Consider the following 13102-nt stretch of genomic DNA (forward strand, 5'->3'; position numbering starts at 1 on the left):
GGCTTACCTCCTGCCTGTGAGATCCATTCCAAAGTGCAAACCCAACTGTTTGAGGGCTTCCTTTAGCTCGTTTATAGCTTTCCTTCCTATGTTTTTAGTGCTCTTTAGCTCTTCCTCCGTAAGCTTAACTAAATCTCCTATGGTGTTTATGCCCATTCTCTTTATTGAATTAAGTGCCCTTTGGGACACATCCAGCTCTTCCACAGGAAGGGACAACTTTTCTATAAACTCATCAGGTGGAATGGGTTCTTCTATTACCCTTGGTATTTCGTGGGATATATACTCCAATGTGGAGAAGTTCCTGATTATTATACCAACCGCTTCCTTTACAACTTCCTCTGGAGTTTTTGTACCATCTGTATAGACTTCCATTATCAATCTGTCGTAATCGCTTTTTTTCTCAACCCTTGTCTTTTCTACTCTGTAGGCTACGTGTTTAACTGGGTTAAAATCTCCATCTACCATAATCCATCCAATTTCTCCAAAAGCCTCCATTTCCTCCGTAGGCACATATCCTATTCCTCTTTCTACTCTTACCTCCATGTTAACTTCCACATCCGGGCTTGTAATAGTAAGCACCTTTGCATCTGGATTTATCAGTTCTACATTGGGAGGCAAAGAAAAATCCTTTGCATAAACTGTACCTTCTCCTTTCTTCTTAAGATAGAGAATTTCCACATCCGAATCCTTCATCCTAAATTTCAACTTCTTCAAGTTTGCTATGATCTCCAAAACGTCTTCCTGCACACCTTCTAAAGCAGAGAACTCATGATAAACACCGTATATTTTTACACCAGTTATGGCACAGCCTTCTATGGATGAAAGAAGAACCCTACGCAGGGAGTTTCCTATGGTTATGCCAAAACCCCTTTCTAAGGGCTCTACTACAAAACGACCATACGTTTTATTTACTTCTTCCCAAAAGATCTTCGTTGGATAAACAAACTGCCTTATCATTCTGTTCCTCCTTATACTCTTGAGTAAAACTCTATAACATACTGCAGGTTTATCGGTATTTCTAACTGTATGTCTTTGGGTAAATCAAGAACTTTACCCCTGAAGTTTTCTTTGTCAAGCTCTAACCATACTGGCACACTCCTTGGATCTATGTTTTCTAAGTTTTGAATGATTTGGGGGATATCCCTTGAGCTTGGTTTTACCTCTATGATGTCTCCTGGGGAAACTTGATAGGACGGAATGTCAACCACTTTACCATTTACCAGTATGTGTCCGTGAGCAACAAACTGTCTTGCCTGTCTTCTGGTGCAGGCGATCCCTAATCTATAAACTACGTTATCCAACCGTCTTTCCAACAGCTGGAGTAAAACTTGCCCTGTATTTCCTTTGGCTTTTGAAGCCATATCAAAGTATTTTTTGAATTGCTTTTCCCTTATTCCACCGTATAAAAACTTCAATTTTTGTTTTTCCATAAGTCGCAAACCGTATTCAGTTAGCTTTCTTTTTCTACCTTTTAGTCTTCCGTGTTGTCCTGGTGGATAATTTCTTTTGGCAAGAATTTTGGGAGCGCTCTTTTTACCAGATACAACCACACCAAATCTTCTATCTATTTTTACCCAGGGTCCTAAATACCTACCCATTCTTTACACCCTCCTTTTTGCAGGTGGTCTACAGCCGTTATGGGGTATAGGAGTAGCATCCCTGATCTTTGTTATTTTTATTCCAGTAGCATGCACTGCCTTTAGTGCAGACTCTCTACCTGCACCCGCACCCTTGATCACCACTTCAACTTCTTGAAGTCCATACTCCTGCATTGCCCTTTTTACTGCCCTTTGGGCTGCAAGTTGAGCAGCATAAGGTGTGCTCTTTCTTGTACCTTTAAAACCAACAGTTCCACCGCTTTCCCAAACAAGGGTATTACCCTGCATATCAGTTACATTAACTATGGTATTGTTAAACGTGCTAAGAATATGAACTATGCCTTGGGTTACAACTCTCTTTTGTTTTTTTGTGGTTTGTCTTCTCTTTGCCATCACCTTCCTCCTTACTTAGCTATTCTCTTTCTAGTTCCGGCTACCGTTTTTCTTTTTCCTTTTCTCGTTCTTGCGTTAGTTCTCGTCTGCTGTCCTCTTACAGGTAATCCTTTTGCGTGTCTTATTCCTCTATAGCATCCTATATCAATTAGCTTCTTTATGTTCAGCTGGACTTCCCTCCTTAGGTCTCCTTCTACTTTATAGTTTTGTTCAATAAACTTTCTTATGGTATTTAGCTCTTCTGGACTCAATTCACCTAAGCGCTTTGTGCACGGTATGCCAGTCTTTTCGCATATTTCCTTAGCCCTTTTCCATCCTATACCATACAAGTAAGTTAGGGCTACCTCCAATTTTTTGTGGTCTGGCAGATCTACTCCCGCTATTCTTGCCATTGCCTTTCCTCCTTAGGATCCTTGCCTTTGCTTGTGCTTAGGATTTTCGCATATTACCATAACTCTACCCTTTCTCCTTATTATCTTACACTTGGCACATATGGGCTTAACAGAGGGTCTTACTTTCATCTCAAACCTCCTGGAAATGGAATATTATACCACATTATTCTCTGTATATTATCCTTCCACGGGTAAGGTCATAAGGAGATAGCTCCACCTTCACCCTATCTCCTGGTAGTATCCTAATAAAGTGCACGCGCATTTTTCCAGAAACATGGGCTAATACCTGATGTCCTGTGTCCAACCTTACCCTAAACATAGCGTTGGGTAAAGCTTCTTCTACAGTGCCTTCAAGCACAATTCCTTTTTCTTTTTGTTTTTCCTGATCTTTTTTCTTAGGCATCAAAGAAAACCTCTCTGAATTGTGTTAGTACCATAGGTCCATCTTTTGTGATCGCGACCACATATTCGTAATGGGCTGAAGGGCTTCCATCTGCGGTAAGAACAGTCCATTGATCTCCATCGTGTGTGATATCACTGGTACCAAGAGAAAGCATGGGCTCTATGGCTAAAACCATACCTGCCCTTAGCTTTATGTCCTTTTCGTATTTAAAGTCCTCTAAGTGATTTGGAACAAAGGGTGGTTCATGCACCCTTCTGCCTATGCCGTGACCACCCAAGTTCTTTACGGGATACACTCCGTATTTGTCCGCAACCTTCTTTATTGCCTTGGTTATGTCAGAGAGCCAATTACCAGGAACACATGCTTTTACCGCTTCCTTTAGAGCTTCCTTTGTCGCTTTTAAAAGCCTTTTTTTGTCGTCGGATATGTTCCCCACGGGCACGGTAATGGCTGAATCGCCAGCGTATCCATCAAGTATGGCTCCAAAATCTAAGCTTACCAAATCTCCCTCCTGAAGTATAACTTCCCTTTTTGGTAGACCATGAACTACCGCCGCATTCACAGACACACACAAAGCGGCAGGATAGGGTGTTTTACTAAAGGATGGTTTGTAGTTAAGGAAAGCAGCCTTTGCCCCTTTACTTTTTACCACATCCCTTGCGATCAGGTCAAGCTCGTAAGTGGAAATGCCTGGTTTGACATGCCTTGATACCTCTTCCAGAACCTCCACCACCACATCGCAAGCCCTCTTTATCTTTTCCACTTCCTTCAAAGAGTATAGTTCTATCTGCCTTTTATCCGCCATCTTTTATAATGCCTTCAACCTCAGCAAATAGCTCTTCCACACTCTTTGTCGCATCCAATCTATATATTATACCCTTTTTCTTGTAAAAATCAATCAGAGGTTGCGTTTGCCTTTTATAGACCTCAAGTCTGTTTTTGATTACCTCCTCCTTATCGTCCTCTCTCTGCACTAAGCTTCCACCACATAGGTCACACACTCCTTCCTTTTTTGGAGGATTGTATTTTATGTGATAAACCGCACCGCAGTTTGAACATACCCTCCTTCCAGAAAGCCTGTCTATGATTACTTCGTCTGGAGAGTCAAACAGAAGAACCTTTGACACCTTTTTACTCTTAGCGCTTAGCATGTTCTCCAAGGCTTCAGCTTGGGCTATGGTTCGAGGAAAACCGTCTAAAATAACTCCTCCTTCCTTAGGAAGATACTCCTCTATGAGAGCTATTATCAGATTGTCCGGTACGAGTTCTCCTCTGTCCATGTATTCCTTAGCCTTTATTCCTAAGGGTGTTTGCTTCTTTACCGCCTCTCTTAATATATCCCCTGTAGATAGGTGTAAAAATCCAAGTCTTTGGGAGAGAAGCTTGGCTTGTGTGCCTTTTCCTGCTCCCGGTGGCCCAAGAAATACCACTATCACCTTACCTTCCTCCTATACTGAGTGTATTTTCTTTGCAAAAGGCTTGCCTCTATTTTGTTAAGCGTATCAAGGGCTACACCCACCACTATGAGAGCAGTGGTTCCACCGTAATAAAAGGGGACCTTAAGCCAAATGCTTACGAATACAGGAATTACAGCTACCACGCTTAAAAAGATGGCACCTACAAAGGCCAACCTGTTTATTATGCCTTCTAAGAGTCTTTGGGTGTCTTGCCCGGGTCTAACCCCAGGTATAAAAGCTCCTGCCTTTCTTAGGTTCTCAGCTACATCAGCCGGATTTATGAGCACCGCAGTATAGAAGTATGTAAAAAATATTATGAAAAGCACGTATAGGAAGTTGTAAAGGAAGGTTGTAGGATTAAAAGCGTCGTGCAGTGCCTTTCCTATTGGATGTTGGATAAATCCAAGCACGGTTGAGGGTATTATGAGCAAAGATTGGGCAAATATGATAGGTATTACTCCTGCAGGGTTTATCTTTATGGGAAGATAGGTAGAACCGCCTATTATTTCTTGCTTACCTATTTGGCGTCTGGGATGTTGGACCGGTATTCTCCTTTCTGCTTCCTGAATGAAAACTATGCCAAAGGTTACAACTACGACAAAGATAACAGCTCCAGCCACCGCAAAGGGTGTTATATCTCCGTTTTTGAGCATATCATAAATTCTTACGATTGCGTTGGGAAAACCTGCTACTATACCCGCAAAGATAAGCAGGGACATACCATTTCCTATACCTTTTTCTGTTATTCTGTCTCCTACCCACATCAAAAACATGGTAGAAGATACCAAAGCTATCACGGTAGTTAGGATGAAAAAGACACCTCCTTCCAAAACCAAAGGATAACCCTTAGGTGACACCTGACTTCTTAACCAAAATGCTATACCAAGAGACTGCACAAAGGCAACTAAAATTGTTAAATATCTAGTGTATTGGTTTATTTTATACCTTCCGTAATCTCCCTCTTCCTTTGCCAACCTCTGAAGCTCCGGAACAGCTACTGTAAGCAATTGCATCATGATGGATGCTGATATGTAGGGCATAATGCCAAGGGCAAAGAGAGTCATACGGGAGAGGTTTCCACCGGAGAATATGTCATACAGATAAAACAGCGTTCCTTCAAAGCTTTTGAAAAAATCCTGCAAGGCGGTAGTATCCACACCGGGCAAAGGTATGTGGCTACCCAACCTGTATATGGCAAACATCAAGAGGGTGTATATAAACCTTTTGCGCAGGTCCTCTAAGGAAAAAACCTGCTTTAGGTAATCTATCACCTTATGACCTCGCAAACACCACCAGCTTTTTCAATTTTCTCCTTTGCAGATTTAGAAAAGGCATGAGCTTTAACGATTAGTCTTTTTGAAAGCTCCCCATCTCCGAGTATTTTTACTGGCATGCGAGGTTTTACGAGCCCCTTTTCCAAAAGCTTTTGTGGATCTACTTCTTCCCCTTCGGAAAATAACTTATCCAGCACCTTTACATTAACCACCGAATACTCAATCCTGTTGGGACTTCTAAAGCCTCTTTTGGGAATTCTCTTGTGCAGAGGCGTTTGACCACCCTCAAACCAAGAGGGAAGTTTTCTGTCTCCAGACCTTGACTTTTGGCCCTTGTGTCCCCTTCCACAAGTTTTGCCGTGCCCAGAACCTATACCCCTACCAACCCTCTTTCTCTTTTTGGTCGCTCCTGGGTTGGGTGCCAATTCGTGGAGCTTCATTCTTCCACCTCCTGAACTTGCAAAAGATAATGGGCAATTTTTATGTTTCCTCTAACCATTGGATTGTCCGGCAATATTCTAACATCTCCTACTTTTCTTAAACCTAAGCTTTTTACAGCCTTTATGTGTTTTTCAGGCTTTCCAGCCAAACCTCTAATTAGGCGCACCTTTATCTTTTTCATCTTCATACCCTCGCATAAAGTTTATACCTTTTCCTTAGCTCTTCTTCGCTAATACCCCTAAGTCTTGCTTCCTCTTCGAGGGTAGTAAGCTGTAAAAGCGCATCAAAAACTGCTCTTACTACATTGTTAGGGTTCGTGCTTCCTATTATTTTGGTAAGAACATCTGTATAACCTGCCAGTTCAAAAATTGGTTTTGCAGCACCACCTGCAACTATACCTGTCCCCCTTCTGGCAGGAATGACCTTCACCATAGTTGGTCCATAGTGACCTACCACATCGTGGGGCACAGTTCCCTCCACTATGGGAACTTTTATGATGTGTTTTTTGCCGTCCTCTATAGCTTTTGCTATGGCTATGGGCACTTCCTTTGCCTTTCCAAGACCAAAGCCCACAAAGCCTCTTTTGTCTCCCACAATCACCAATGCACTAAAGGAAAACCTCTTTCCACCTTTCGTGACTCTCGTGGTTCTTTTTGCGTATATGAGGCGTTCCTCCAGCTGTAATTGATCTTGAATTTCCAATATGTTCTGTTCTTTCCTTCTTTGATCAATCAATGCCTCAATTGATACGCCACCCATCTTAGCCTCCTTTTTTTAAAACTCTAAACCAAGCTCTCTGCATTTATCTGCAAAGGCTTTAATTTTGCCATGATAGAGAAAACCTCCTCTGTCAAAAACCACCTTCTTTATACCCTTTTCTAAAGCCTTTTTGACCAAAAGCTCAGCAACCTTTTGAACGTCCTGTATGGATTTTCCGCCCCTTTTGCCTGTCAATTGGACAAAGTCCCTGTCTATGGAAGAAGCTGACACCAAAGTTCTCCCCACAGTGTCGTCTATAATCTGTGCATAAAATGCGTTCAGGCTCTTATAGACACACAACCTAGGTCTTTCCGGAGTGCCAAAGATCTTCTTTCTTATCCTTTTGTGTCTTCTTTCTCTCCTTTCATGCCTGCTAAGCTTAGCCATAGCTAACCTCCTTACTTTTTACCTTTTTCCACCCTTACCCTTTCCTGCAGTCTTTCCTGCCTTCAGCCTTAGCTGCTCTCCCTCATACCTTATACCCTTACCTTTGTATGGATCCGGCTTTTTGAATGCCCTGATCTCAGCTGCAACTTGACCAACCCTTTGCTTGTCTATACCACTTATGTATATTTTGTTTTCTTTAACTTCTATCTTTACGTCAGGAGGTATAGGATAAATCACAGGATGGGAATAGCCAAGATTTAGCTCCAAGTTTCCACCTTTGACAGCTGCTCTGTATCCCAAACCAACCACCTCCAACACGGTTGTATATCCTTCCGTTACGCCCTTTATCATGTTTCTGATCAATGCTCCCATCGTCCCATGTATGGCTTTGTGAAAGGGTGCATCCGAAGGCCTTTCCAACTTTATAGTGCTGTCCTCCAAGGTTAGCTTTATGTCCGGGTGGATTTTCATAGAAAGTTTGCCCTTTGGTCCTTCTACCGACAGCACGCCATCCTTAAAAGCTACCTTTACGTTGCTGGGTATTTGTATAGGCTTTTTACCTACCCTTGACATGCTTGCACCTCACCATACGTATGCTATAACTTCTCCGCCTTTACCAAGCTTTCGTGCTTCGTGGTCCGTAACCACGCCTGCGTCTGTAGAAAGAATAGCTATACCCAAGCCCTTCCTAACGTGAGGAACCAGATGTTTTGGAACATATATGCGCCTACCCGGTTTGGACACCTTTACCAATCCACGTATAACGCTTTTGTTTTTCTTAGGATCCGCATACTTTAGATGTATTCTCAGCTTATACTGGGTTCCTTTCCTGTGCTCTTCTGAGTCTAACCTTTCCCATCCAAGAATATATCCTTCCCTTTTCAGCACTTCAAGAATAGCTTCCTTTAACTTAGAAGAAGGAACATCTACATAATCTTTCTTTCTCATTATGGCATTCTTAATGGCTGAAAACATGTCTGCTATTGGGTCCATGCTCTAACCTCCTTACCAGCTTGCTTTACGAACGCCGGGCAATTCACCCTTAAGGGCAAGTTCCCTAAAGCATAACCTACACATACCAAAGTATCTTATAAAACCTCTTGGTCTTCCACACAGTGGGCATCTGTTTTTCTTCCTAACTTCGTACTTAGGAAAGTGCTTAATATCCTTTGCTATCTTAGCCTTTCTTGCCATGTTGTCCTCCTAAAAGCTTCTTATTGGTAACCCAAGCAAAGCTAAAAGCCATAGGGCTTCCTCATCTGTCTCTGCAGTGGTATGAATTATCACATCCATACCCCTTATGGCATCCACTTTTTCGTAGTCTATTTCCGGAAAGACTATCTGCTCTGCTATACCAAAGGCGTAGTTTCCTCTGCCATCAAAGGACCTTGGATTCAAACCCTTAAAGTCCTTAACTCGCGGTAAAGCAACAGAGATGAGTTTGTCCAAAAAGTCCCACATCCTCTCCTTTCTGAGGGTAACCTTTAGACCAATTGGCATTCCCTTCCTAAGTTTAAAACCAGCCTCGGATTTTTTAGCCCTTCTGATTGCAGGCTGTTGCCCTGTGATAGCCCTCAGGTCTTCCATAGCTCTTTCCAAAAATTTTATGTCTTTAACCGCCTCACCCACACCCATGTTAACCACGATCTTTACCAATCTTGGCACTTCCATGGGATTTTTGTAGCCAAACTTAGCAATAAGCTTAGGAACAACCTCGTTTTTATACTTTTCGTACAATCTTGGGACATACTTAGTTTCTACGCTCATCTCTTAACCCTCTCTTTTTTTAACTTTCTCTGTAACCAAATCTATATTTTCGTTACATTTTTTGCAGTACCTGTATTTTCTAAAGACATCACCTTCTTGTACGATCCTAAAACCTACTCTTGTTGGTTTTCCACACTTTGGACACACAAGCATGACGTTGCTTATGTGTATAGGCGCTTCAACCTCGTATATTCCACCCTTTCTAACATTTGGTATTTCCTTTACGTGCTTCTTAACAAAATTTACACCTTTCACAACCACCCTATTTTTTTCCCTCAAAACTTTTATAACTTCTCCAGTTTTACCCTTTTCTTTACCTCTTAACACTACCACTGTATCACCTTTCTTTATCTTAGACGCCATCAGACTACCTCCGGTGCGAGGGATGCGAGCTTAGTAAATCCGCGATTTCTTACCTCACGGGCAATGGGACCAAGGATTCTTGTGCCCAAAGGTTCTCCATATTGATTGAGAAGAACCACCGCGTTGTCGTCAAACTTGATATAACTGCCATCCGGTCTTCTTACCTCTTTCTTGGTCCTAACCACCACCGCCCTGTATATGTTCCCCTTTTTGGCAGGGCTGTTTGGTGCGGCGTCCTTTACCGTAACGGTAACCACATCCCCAAGGGTTGCATACTTCCTCGGAGCATAGGGTATACCTATAACCTGAACTTTTTTTGCTCCCGAGTTATCAGCTACATTGCAATAAGTTTGCCTCTGTATCATGGCACCTCTCCTTGGTAAGTCAGACTATAAATTATACCACAAAAGGGCTTTTTTTATGAAAAGATTGAGTTTTTATCGAATCTATAAACTCTTCCGCAAAAGTTACAAACCACTTCCGCAGGACCTTCCGACAGAATTTCCTCCACCTCTTCCTTACTCAAAAGGTGCAAAGCAGTCTTCGCTATCTCTTCATTGCAAGGGCAGTAGTATTCAACCTCCTTTAAGCCCACTATCCTAGGCTCCATGTCAAAAAGAATGTCTTCCACCACGTCTTCTGGTCTTTTTTCCAAGGAGAGAATGTGAGAATGCGGAGGGAGACTCTTTATTCTCTCTTGGAGAAGTTTTTCTACTTTTGGAGATGTACCGCCCATGGTCTGAACCATGTAAGCTCCCGCATGCTTTACAGAACCATCTTCGTTTAACAACACCGCCATATCCACAGCGGTCCTGATCTGCTCAGACTGCTGAAAATAATAAAGCAAGTTTTCCTTAATGTCCTTGCCAACAGCGGGAACTATACTAGTGTAAGGCGTGCCCATTCTTAGCTCTTTTACAACTGTAATAACCGCCTGCTCCACCTTTTGGGGAACAAAACTTATAAAACCTCTAACCCTTCCTTTTCCATCAGCTTCAGCGACAATGCTTTCTTCTTTGTCAACAAACTTCAGAAGAACCTTCTGAGGACTGGCGTGCTTTAGCAAAGAAGTAAGTATTAGGGCAGACAGGAGCCATTCTCCCAAACGGACAGTAGAATAAGGATCAAGTCTGTGTATTCTTCTGGCAGTTTCTACGGTCCTGTCTGCCTTTATTACATAAACCCTTACCGGGTCTTCTTTAGGCACTGCAATAATTGCATAATCTCTATCTTCAAAGTAATTCTTCAGATCGTCCTTCGTTTCTGAGTTAAGCTCTTTAAAGAACATAGTAGATAATCATTTTACAGCGTCTTGCCCTCTATTACATCTCCACCTTCTCCACCACTTTTCTTTTCAGCAGATTGATAAATATAGCTTCCGAGCTTTCCAGAAACCTCCAAGATCTTCTCTGTTGTCCTACGTACCTCCTGAATGTCCTGAGAAGAAGCAAAGACATTCTTACCTTCTTGGATAGCACGTTCAACTTCTGAAACTAAATCAGCAGGTATTTTGTCTCTATTTTCTTTGAGCACTTTCTCCAAGTTGTATATGTACATGTCTAACTGATTTTTGGCATCTATAAGCTCCTTTTTCTTTCTGTCTTCTTCTTCGTGCATTTGAGCTTCTTTTATTATCCTCTCTATGTCCTCCTGGGTGAGTCCAGAAGAGGGTTGAATCCTTATGGACTGTTCCTTACCGGTTCCTAAGTCTTTGGCGGTTACGTGCAGTATGCCATCCACGTCTATGTCAAAGCAAACCTCTATCTTTGGCACTCCTCTGGGTGCAGGCGGTATGCCCGTAAGATAAAATTTACCTAAGGATTTGTTGTCTTTGGCAAGGGGTCTTTCTCCCTGTAGAACGTGAATCTCTACCTCCGTTTGATAGTCGCTGGCGGTGGTAAAGATCTCGCACTTTCTGTAAGGTATTGGAGTGTTGCGGGGGATTAGAACAGTCATAACACCACCGTAGGTTTCCACACCTAAGGAAAGAGGAGTGACATCCACCAGAAGGATTTCTTTTACCTGTCCAGAGAGGATACCTGCTTGTATAGCCGCACCTACTGCGACTACCTCGTCCGGATGGACTCCTTTGTGGGGTTCCTTACCAAAGAATTCCCTTATTCTCTGCTGAACTAAAGGAATTCTGGTAGAACCACCTACCAAGACTACGTCATCTATATCTTGAGGTCTGAGCTTGGCATCTTCCAAAGCCTTTTTGACGATCTCTATAGTTCTATCTACTAAGTCTTTTATCATCTCTTCCAGCCTTGCCCTGGTAAGCTTTTTCTGTAGGTGCAGTGGTTGATTGGTGGATGGGTCTATGGTTATAAAGGGTAGGTTTATTTCTGTTTCAAGCTTGAAGGATAGTTCCTTTTTGGCTTGCTCGGAAGCGTCCTTTAGCCTCTGCAGGGCTGTCTTATCCTTCCTCAGGTCTATACCTGTTTCTTTTTTGAACTCCTCTATGAGCCAGTCCATTATCCTCTCGTCTATGTTGGCACCTCCAAGGTGGGTGTCTCCTGCAGTAGCCTTTACCTCTATCACCCCTTCTCCACCTTCTAAGATGGACACGTCAAAGGTTCCACCTCCAAAGTCATAGACGAGGATCCTCACATCGCTTTTTTTGTCTAGTCCATAGGCTAAGGCTGCTGCTGTAGGTTCGTTTAAGATCCTTAAAACTTCAAGCCCCGCTATCTTTCCCGCATCCTTCGTTGCTTGCCTTTGTCTTTCGTTAAAATACGCCGGCACAGTTATTACTGCCTTTGTTATCTTTTCTCCCAAGTAGGCTTCGGCTGCTTCTTTTAGCTTTTTTAGAATTTGGGCTCCTACTTCTTCTGGCCTTACCGTTCTTCCTAAGTTGGGGATTTCAAAACTTGCGTCCCCTTTTTCATCGGGTACTACTTTGTAAGACACCCTTTTAGCTTCATCCTTTACCTCTTCGAACTTTCTACCTATGAACCTTTTAGACTCGTAAATTGTATTCTCTGGGTCCAGTATGGCACGCCTTTTGGCAGGCTCACCTACCAAAATTTCCTTTTCCTTTGTCCAAGATACCACAGAGGGTGTCAGCCTAGAACCCTCTTGATTTTGTATTACCACCGGCTCATCACCTATCATAACTGCAACTACCGAGTTTGTAGTTCCTAAATCAATTCCTATTACCTTCTCTGCCATATTCACACCTCCTTAATTGCTTAATTGGTAGTATTTAATTTAAAAATTTAGTGTGTTTTTGTCAAGTTTTTTATAAAGACAGGTTATATATAGCCCAGTTTTTTAACAGCTTTAATCCTACCTTCTGGCTTTTTTCTGGGTGAAACTGAACCGCAAAGATGTTTTCATACTCTACGGAGGATACAAAGTATTCCCCGTAATCTGTTAGGGTAAGGACCACATCATCCTTCTTTGGGATCACCCTGTAAGAATGGACAAAATAGACAAATTCGCCATCCTCTATTCCTTCCAAGACTTTTGATTCCCTCCTTTTCCAAAGTTGATTCCAGCCTATGTGGGGTATTTTTACGGTAGGTGGAAGAAGGACAACCTCCCCTTCTAAAACACCAAAACCTTTTTCTTCGCCAAACTCGTAACTTCTCTCAAACAAGAGCTGAAGTCCTAGGCATATGCCTAAGAAGGGTTTTCCACTTTCTATGTGCAAAAGGATTGCGTCGTAAAGCCCTAATCTTTTCAAGTTGTATACTGCGTCTTTGAAAGCCCCCACTCCAGGCAGAACCACTGCCCTTGATTTTTTTACAACCTCCGGATCGCTCGTTCTCAAAACTTTAAGACCTACATACTCCAAAGCCTTCTCTACGCTTCTTAAATTTCCCATTCCGTAATCTACGAGTGCAATCATAAAATAAAATACTAA

General features: G+C 42.4%; 22 protein-coding genes. All 22 read right to left on the reverse strand.

The window, feature by feature from the left end:
• Positions 1–3 precede the first annotated feature (3 nt).
• The 22 genes from K217_RS0100585 to hisH all read right to left on the reverse strand — a co-directional run bounded on the left by K217_RS0100585 (position 4) and on the right by hisH (position 13087).
• Positions 4–957 carry a DNA-directed RNA polymerase subunit alpha gene (locus K217_RS0100585; RefSeq protein WP_029551197.1) on the reverse strand — a complete coding sequence of 318 codons (954 nt, stop codon included), beginning with the start codon at positions 955–957 and terminating at the stop codon, positions 4–6.
• An 11-nt stretch (positions 958–968) separates the two neighbouring features.
• The gene (rpsD, locus tag K217_RS0100590; protein WP_029551198.1) at positions 969–1598 is read right to left on the reverse strand and encodes a 30S ribosomal protein S4; all 630 of its coding nucleotides are present in this window, start codon (positions 1596–1598) and stop codon (positions 969–971) included.
• Between the two features lie 3 nt (positions 1599–1601).
• Positions 1602–1991 carry a 30S ribosomal protein S11 gene (gene rpsK / locus K217_RS0100595; protein WP_029551199.1) on the reverse strand — a complete coding sequence of 130 codons (390 nt, stop codon included), beginning with the start codon at positions 1989–1991 and terminating at the stop codon, positions 1602–1604.
• A gap of 11 nt (positions 1992–2002) precedes the next feature.
• The gene (gene rpsM, locus K217_RS0100600) at positions 2003–2383 is read right to left on the reverse strand and encodes a 30S ribosomal protein S13 (RefSeq protein WP_029551200.1); all 381 of its coding nucleotides are present in this window, start codon (positions 2381–2383) and stop codon (positions 2003–2005) included.
• A gap of 12 nt (positions 2384–2395) precedes the next feature.
• Positions 2396–2512: a 50S ribosomal protein L36 gene (gene rpmJ / locus K217_RS0100605; protein WP_029551201.1), complete on the reverse strand. Its 117-nt coding sequence runs from the start codon at positions 2510–2512 to the stop codon at positions 2396–2398.
• 34 nt (positions 2513–2546) lie between these two features.
• The gene (gene infA / locus K217_RS0100610; RefSeq protein WP_029551202.1) at positions 2547–2786 is read right to left on the reverse strand and encodes a translation initiation factor IF-1; all 240 of its coding nucleotides are present in this window, start codon (positions 2784–2786) and stop codon (positions 2547–2549) included.
• Entirely contained in the window at positions 2779–3591 is an 813-nt protein-coding gene (gene map / locus K217_RS0100615) for a type I methionyl aminopeptidase (protein WP_029551203.1), read from the reverse strand. Before map ends, infA begins: the two co-directional genes overlap by 8 nt.
• Complete coding sequence (locus K217_RS0100620) at positions 3581–4222, reverse strand: adenylate kinase (RefSeq protein ID WP_029551204.1); 642 nt, start codon at positions 4220–4222, stop codon at positions 3581–3583. Before K217_RS0100620 ends, map begins: the two co-directional genes overlap by 11 nt.
• A complete protein-coding gene (gene secY, locus K217_RS0100625) occupies positions 4219–5514 on the reverse strand; it encodes a preprotein translocase subunit SecY (RefSeq protein WP_029551205.1) in 1296 nt (431 codons plus the stop codon). The genes K217_RS0100620 and secY overlap by 4 nt, the downstream gene beginning before the upstream one ends.
• Positions 5511–5957, reverse strand: coding sequence for a 50S ribosomal protein L15 (gene rplO / locus K217_RS0100630; protein ID WP_029551206.1), 447 nt, complete (start codon positions 5955–5957; stop codon positions 5511–5513). The genes secY and rplO overlap by 4 nt, the downstream gene beginning before the upstream one ends.
• Positions 5954–6139: a 50S ribosomal protein L30 gene (gene rpmD, locus K217_RS0100635; protein WP_038028052.1), complete on the reverse strand. Its 186-nt coding sequence runs from the start codon at positions 6137–6139 to the stop codon at positions 5954–5956. The genes rplO and rpmD overlap by 4 nt, the downstream gene beginning before the upstream one ends.
• Positions 6140–6141: 2 nt before the next feature.
• The gene (gene rpsE / locus K217_RS0100640) at positions 6142–6717 is read right to left on the reverse strand and encodes a 30S ribosomal protein S5 (RefSeq protein WP_029551208.1); all 576 of its coding nucleotides are present in this window, start codon (positions 6715–6717) and stop codon (positions 6142–6144) included.
• A 15-nt stretch (positions 6718–6732) separates the two neighbouring features.
• Positions 6733–7104 carry a 50S ribosomal protein L18 gene (gene rplR, locus K217_RS0100645; protein WP_029551209.1) on the reverse strand — a complete coding sequence of 124 codons (372 nt, stop codon included), beginning with the start codon at positions 7102–7104 and terminating at the stop codon, positions 6733–6735.
• 18 nt (positions 7105–7122) lie between these two features.
• Entirely contained in the window at positions 7123–7677 is a 555-nt protein-coding gene (gene rplF, locus K217_RS0100650) for a 50S ribosomal protein L6 (RefSeq protein WP_029551210.1), read from the reverse strand.
• Between the two features lie 9 nt (positions 7678–7686).
• Positions 7687–8097 (reverse strand): 30S ribosomal protein S8, encoded by a 411-nt coding sequence (gene rpsH, locus K217_RS0100655; protein ID WP_029551211.1) that lies wholly within the window; start codon positions 8095–8097, stop codon positions 7687–7689.
• Positions 8098–8109: 12 nt separating this feature from the next.
• Positions 8110–8298: a type Z 30S ribosomal protein S14 gene (locus K217_RS0100660; RefSeq protein WP_029551212.1), complete on the reverse strand. Its 189-nt coding sequence runs from the start codon at positions 8296–8298 to the stop codon at positions 8110–8112.
• Positions 8299–8307: 9 nt separating this feature from the next.
• On the reverse strand, positions 8308–8871 hold the full coding sequence (gene rplE / locus K217_RS0100665) for a 50S ribosomal protein L5 (protein ID WP_029551213.1): 564 nt from the start codon (positions 8869–8871) through the stop codon (positions 8308–8310).
• Positions 8872–8874: 3 nt separating this feature from the next.
• Positions 8875–9234 carry a 50S ribosomal protein L24 gene (gene rplX, locus K217_RS0100670; RefSeq protein ID WP_029551214.1) on the reverse strand — a complete coding sequence of 120 codons (360 nt, stop codon included), beginning with the start codon at positions 9232–9234 and terminating at the stop codon, positions 8875–8877.
• Positions 9234–9599 (reverse strand): 50S ribosomal protein L14, encoded by a 366-nt coding sequence (rplN, locus tag K217_RS0100675; RefSeq protein WP_029551215.1) that lies wholly within the window; start codon positions 9597–9599, stop codon positions 9234–9236. Before rplN ends, rplX begins: the two co-directional genes overlap by 1 nt.
• A gap of 53 nt (positions 9600–9652) precedes the next feature.
• Positions 9653–10522 carry an Hsp33 family molecular chaperone HslO gene (locus K217_RS0100680; protein WP_029551216.1) on the reverse strand — a complete coding sequence of 290 codons (870 nt, stop codon included), beginning with the start codon at positions 10520–10522 and terminating at the stop codon, positions 9653–9655.
• Positions 10523–10536: 14 nt separating this feature from the next.
• Complete coding sequence (dnaK, locus tag K217_RS0100685) at positions 10537–12405, reverse strand: molecular chaperone DnaK (RefSeq protein ID WP_029551217.1); 1869 nt, start codon at positions 12403–12405, stop codon at positions 10537–10539.
• A gap of 70 nt (positions 12406–12475) precedes the next feature.
• On the reverse strand, positions 12476–13087 hold the full coding sequence (gene hisH, locus K217_RS0100690; RefSeq protein WP_029551218.1) for an imidazole glycerol phosphate synthase subunit HisH: 612 nt from the start codon (positions 13085–13087) through the stop codon (positions 12476–12478).
• Positions 13088–13102 lie beyond the last annotated feature (15 nt).

The organism is Thermocrinis jamiesonii, assembly GCF_000702425.1.
Lineage (GTDB): Bacteria > Aquificota > Aquificia > Aquificales > Aquificaceae > Thermocrinis > Thermocrinis jamiesonii.

Excerpts from the sequence above, each read along its gene's own strand:
- rplE (WP_029551213.1), bottom strand. The coding sequence starts at position 8,871 with ATGAGCGTAGAAACTAAGTATGTCCCAAGATTGTACGAAAAGTATAAA.
- rplR (WP_029551209.1), bottom strand. The coding sequence starts at position 7,104 with ATGGCTAAGCTTAGCAGGCATGAAAGGAGAGAAAGAAGACACAAAAGG.
- dnaK (WP_029551217.1), bottom strand. The coding sequence starts at position 12,405 with ATGGCAGAGAAGGTAATAGGAATTGATTTAGGAACTACAAACTCGGTA.
- rplX (WP_029551214.1), bottom strand. The coding sequence starts at position 9,234 with ATGGCGTCTAAGATAAAGAAAGGTGATACAGTGGTAGTGTTAAGAGGT.
- K217_RS0100660 (WP_029551212.1), bottom strand. The coding sequence starts at position 8,298 with ATGGCAAGAAAGGCTAAGATAGCAAAGGATATTAAGCACTTTCCTAAG.
- rpsH (WP_029551211.1), bottom strand. The coding sequence starts at position 8,097 with ATGGACCCAATAGCAGACATGTTTTCAGCCATTAAGAATGCCATAATG.
- rpmJ (WP_029551201.1), bottom strand. The coding sequence starts at position 2,512 with ATGAAAGTAAGACCCTCTGTTAAGCCCATATGTGCCAAGTGTAAGATA.
- rpsD (WP_029551198.1), bottom strand. The coding sequence starts at position 1,598 with ATGGGTAGGTATTTAGGACCCTGGGTAAAAATAGATAGAAGATTTGGT.
- rpmD (WP_038028052.1), bottom strand. The coding sequence starts at position 6,139 with ATGAAAAAGATAAAGGTGCGCCTAATTAGAGGTTTGGCTGGAAAGCCT.
- rpsM (WP_029551200.1), bottom strand. The coding sequence starts at position 2,383 with ATGGCAAGAATAGCGGGAGTAGATCTGCCAGACCACAAAAAATTGGAG.
- infA (WP_029551202.1), bottom strand. The coding sequence starts at position 2,786 with ATGCCTAAGAAAAAAGATCAGGAAAAACAAAAAGAAAAAGGAATTGTG.
- map (WP_029551203.1), bottom strand. The coding sequence starts at position 3,591 with ATGGCGGATAAAAGGCAGATAGAACTATACTCTTTGAAGGAAGTGGAA.
- rplF (WP_029551210.1), bottom strand. The coding sequence starts at position 7,677 with ATGTCAAGGGTAGGTAAAAAGCCTATACAAATACCCAGCAACGTAAAG.
- rpsE (WP_029551208.1), bottom strand. The coding sequence starts at position 6,717 with ATGGGTGGCGTATCAATTGAGGCATTGATTGATCAAAGAAGGAAAGAA.
- hisH (WP_029551218.1), bottom strand. The coding sequence starts at position 13,087 with ATGATTGCACTCGTAGATTACGGAATGGGAAATTTAAGAAGCGTAGAG.
- rpsK (WP_029551199.1), bottom strand. The coding sequence starts at position 1,991 with ATGGCAAAGAGAAGACAAACCACAAAAAAACAAAAGAGAGTTGTAACC.
- rplN (WP_029551215.1), bottom strand. The coding sequence starts at position 9,599 with ATGATACAGAGGCAAACTTATTGCAATGTAGCTGATAACTCGGGAGCA.
- K217_RS0100585 (WP_029551197.1), bottom strand. The coding sequence starts at position 957 with ATGATAAGGCAGTTTGTTTATCCAACGAAGATCTTTTGGGAAGAAGTA.
- rplO (WP_029551206.1), bottom strand. The coding sequence starts at position 5,957 with ATGAAGCTCCACGAATTGGCACCCAACCCAGGAGCGACCAAAAAGAGA.
- K217_RS0100680 (WP_029551216.1), bottom strand. The coding sequence starts at position 10,522 with ATGTTCTTTAAAGAGCTTAACTCAGAAACGAAGGACGATCTGAAGAAT.